The sequence below is a fragment of the Mesorhizobium sp. M7A.F.Ca.US.006.04.2.1 genome (assembly GCF_004022915.1).
Lineage (GTDB): Bacteria > Pseudomonadota > Alphaproteobacteria > Rhizobiales > Rhizobiaceae > Mesorhizobium > Mesorhizobium ciceri.
Map to the genome: position 1 here is coordinate 1 of NZ_RZQA01000800.1, position 2,986 is coordinate 2,986.

A 2,986-nucleotide genomic window follows, 5' to 3' on the forward strand; every position below is an offset into this window, starting at 1 on the left:
GTTGTCAGGCAGCGTGCCTGGTCTTCTGGAAAGAGGCATGGCTCAGGCCTGTGGCGTCCTCGGACGAGGCAATCGCGCCGCGAACCAACGCGGCGAATGGAAAAGGTTGCACGGAAAGCGACGTGCTGGCTGGTACGCGCGCCAAGAGCCAGCCACTTTCAGGTGGTCCGAGATACTCATGCCAAGCCACAGAACTTCTGGATGCGACCACCCCACTTTCTTGGTGGGATGCCCGGCAGTATGTGGAAGACTATGCATCGGGAAATGCCAGCAAAAAGCGTCTCCTGGTCGGATTCATCTATGCAGCAGTATTCAGTATCTATCACTACATGGGCCGTCTGCATCTCGGGAGGCTCTCCGTGATTGTCAGCTGGCTGTATGACAAGGTGCAGCACATTTACGGTGGCGTTTCATTCCCACGATATCGGGGATCGATACCTGCCGGCCAGCCGGTTCCAACCATCAAGCTTGATCTCCAACCGGGGGAGCTGATCAGGGTTAAGTCCTATGAAGAAATCCTCAAGACCCTAGACACGGATAATAAGAACCGTGGCCTGTATTTCGACGCCGAGATGGTCCCCTATTGCGACCATACTTTCAGGGTCCGGTCGCGAGTAACAGCGTTTGTCAATGAAAAGACCGGACTTCTCAACCGGCTCAGGGGACCGGCGGTCATCCTGGAAAAAGTCTGGTGCAATTCGAGATATAGCGATTGCCGGATGCAGTGCCCAAGAGCCGTCTATCCCTGGTGGCGAGAAATTTGGCTGGAACGGGTGCCTGGCGAGGCAATCGCTCACATGGGGCATGCTACGGCAGCTCAAACGGAAACAAGCGCGTATGCAGCCAGTGATACATGACCCACAAGGCCCTCAGTGCCAAAGGCGAACCCCGCAACCTTAAAAGGGAAGCCATTCAAAGTGGCGTCGCCAGGATGGTGAGCCAGGGGGTGAACCTGATTCTCAGGGTGGGCTATATTGCCATCCTGGCACGCCTGCTCAGCCCTGACGATTTCGGCCTGGTCGCGATGGTGGTGGCACTCACAGGCATTTTCGACGTCTTCACCACCGCCGGGCTTTCCTCCGCTACCATCCAAAAGCATGAGATTTCGTTTGACCAGGTTTCGGCACTGTTCTGGATCAACATACTGGTAGGGGTCTTTCTCGCGCTGCTCTGCGCCGCGAGTGCCTACACGATATCAGCCTTCTACCATGAGCCGCGTCTACTCAGGATCGCCATCGCGGTCGCTCCAGCTTTCCTGCTTAACGCGGCCGGCGTGCAACATGCCGCTCTGATCGAGCGCGACTTGCGTTATGTCACACTCAGCGCGATCGAAACGGGTGCCCTGTGCGTGGGCATCCTGTCCGGTGTGCTGCTCGCGTTGCGTGGCTACGGCTACTGGGCACTGATCGCCCCGACACTTATCTCGCCGGCAATCAACAGCCTGGGCTGCTGGATCGCCACCGGGTGGATTCCTGGATGGCCTCGACGCGGCGCCAATATTCGCTCGCTCTTGCATTTCGGTGGAATCGTCACGCTGAACAACCTCGTTGTCTATATTGGCTACAATGTGGAGAAAGTCCTTCTCGGGCGGCTCTGGGGCGCTGCGTCGCTCGGATTGTATACCCGGGCCTTCCAGCTGATTGGCATCCCTACGGCGACCATCAACAGCGCCGTCGGTGCGGTACTGTTCTCGGCGTTGTCACGAATGCAGCATGATCCCGCGCGGTTGCGGAACTTCTACCTCAAGGGATATTCGATCGTCATCGCGGTGACGGTTCCCATCACAATGTTCTCGTTCCTGTTCGCACATGAGATCATCACCGTGGTGCTGGGCTCGCAATGGACGGGGGCGGCGACCATCTTCCGGCTGCTCACGCCTACCATCTTGGTGTTCGGGATCATCAACCCTACATATTGGCTGCTCATCTCGACCGGCAAGCAGAAGCGCAGCCTGTATCTGGCTTTCGCCATCGCCCCTCTCGTCATCACTTCCTACTGCGCAGGAATCTCCTTCGGCCCCGAGGGCGTTGCACTGAGCTACTCGACGGCGCTGGTGCTCTGGCTCTATCCACACCTGGTGTGGAGCCTGCACGGAACGCCGGTTTCAGTCGGGGATCTGTTGCGGACGATCATGAGGCCATGGATGGCCGGCATCGTGGCCTCGGTGGGTGCGCTGGCAGTGCAGCGCTATCTCGGCCCGGAGGTTCCTTCGCTTCTGCGGCTCGCGGCTGGCGGGCTGGTTCTGATCAGTATCTATGCATTCGTCTTGCTGTTCGTCTTGGGGCAGCTCAAGCTGTTTCAGGATGTGCTGCTGGGCTTTCGAGGCGAGGCGCGGGCCGGCGCTTGACGCAGCCCGCGACTTCGACCGGCGAAGGCCCGAGAGAGAAGCTATTTGGAGGGCAAATGGCCAGTATAGCAATCGTCCATAGCTATCCGTACGACGCGTTCTTCGGCGGAGACGGCGCCTATATCCAGGCGTTCGGGCGATATCTCCTGAAGTCCGGCCACGAGGTACACGGGTATGTATCCAACATAGCGCGCGGCCGAAGGAGTCCAGTCTGTAGGAGCGTATATGAAATAGAGCAGTTTTCTTCGTGGCAGGTTCGTCGAAGTATCAGATTGGGCCAGAGAACATTTCTATCCACGGAGTTGCTTCGGTCCGGGCATCTGGCCGGATCGTTCCTTGGACGGAAGACCGCACCTGTTTCCCCAATGACGGACCAGAACTTTTCCAAGGGAGAGACTCAGTGGGTGCTTGACCGTATCGAAGCTGGACGGCCGGACGCCGTCATACTGTTCCACGATGCCGTGCATTTCGCTCCTTGCCTCTCCTGCAACGGTCACAGGGTTTTCTCACTTGTTGGCCATCTTCAGCACCGCAACGGGGCAGCGCGCTGGGAGGCCGGCGCAACCCCCGGCCCGGACAAGAATTGGACTGAGGAAAAGAGATTGTCAAACTCGCTGAAGGCGGCAGAGTGTGTCCTGT

The 2,986-nt window shown here is 58.3% G+C and carries 3 protein-coding genes; all 3 read left to right on the forward strand.

The annotated features are described in order from the left end of the window. A partial coding sequence (locus EN925_RS30260) for a hypothetical protein (protein ID WP_206633005.1) occupies nucleotides 1-857 on the forward strand: 857 nt, incomplete at its 5' end. Next, nucleotides 854-2,347 carry a lipopolysaccharide biosynthesis protein gene (locus EN925_RS30265; RefSeq protein ID WP_024505409.1) on the forward strand — a complete coding sequence of 498 codons (1,494 nt, stop codon included), beginning with the start codon at nucleotides 854-856 and terminating at the stop codon, nucleotides 2,345-2,347. The genes EN925_RS30260 and EN925_RS30265, both read left to right, overlap by 4 nt. 365 nt (nucleotides 2,348-2,712) lie before the next feature. Further along, nucleotides 2,713-2,986, forward strand: a 274-nt coding sequence (locus EN925_RS40270; RefSeq protein WP_206633007.1) for a hypothetical protein, incomplete at its 3' end; no start/stop codon positions are given.

Excerpts from the sequence above, each read along its gene's own strand:
- EN925_RS30265 (WP_024505409.1), top strand. The coding sequence starts at position 854 with ATGACCCACAAGGCCCTCAGTGCCAAAGGCGAACCCCGCAACCTTAAA.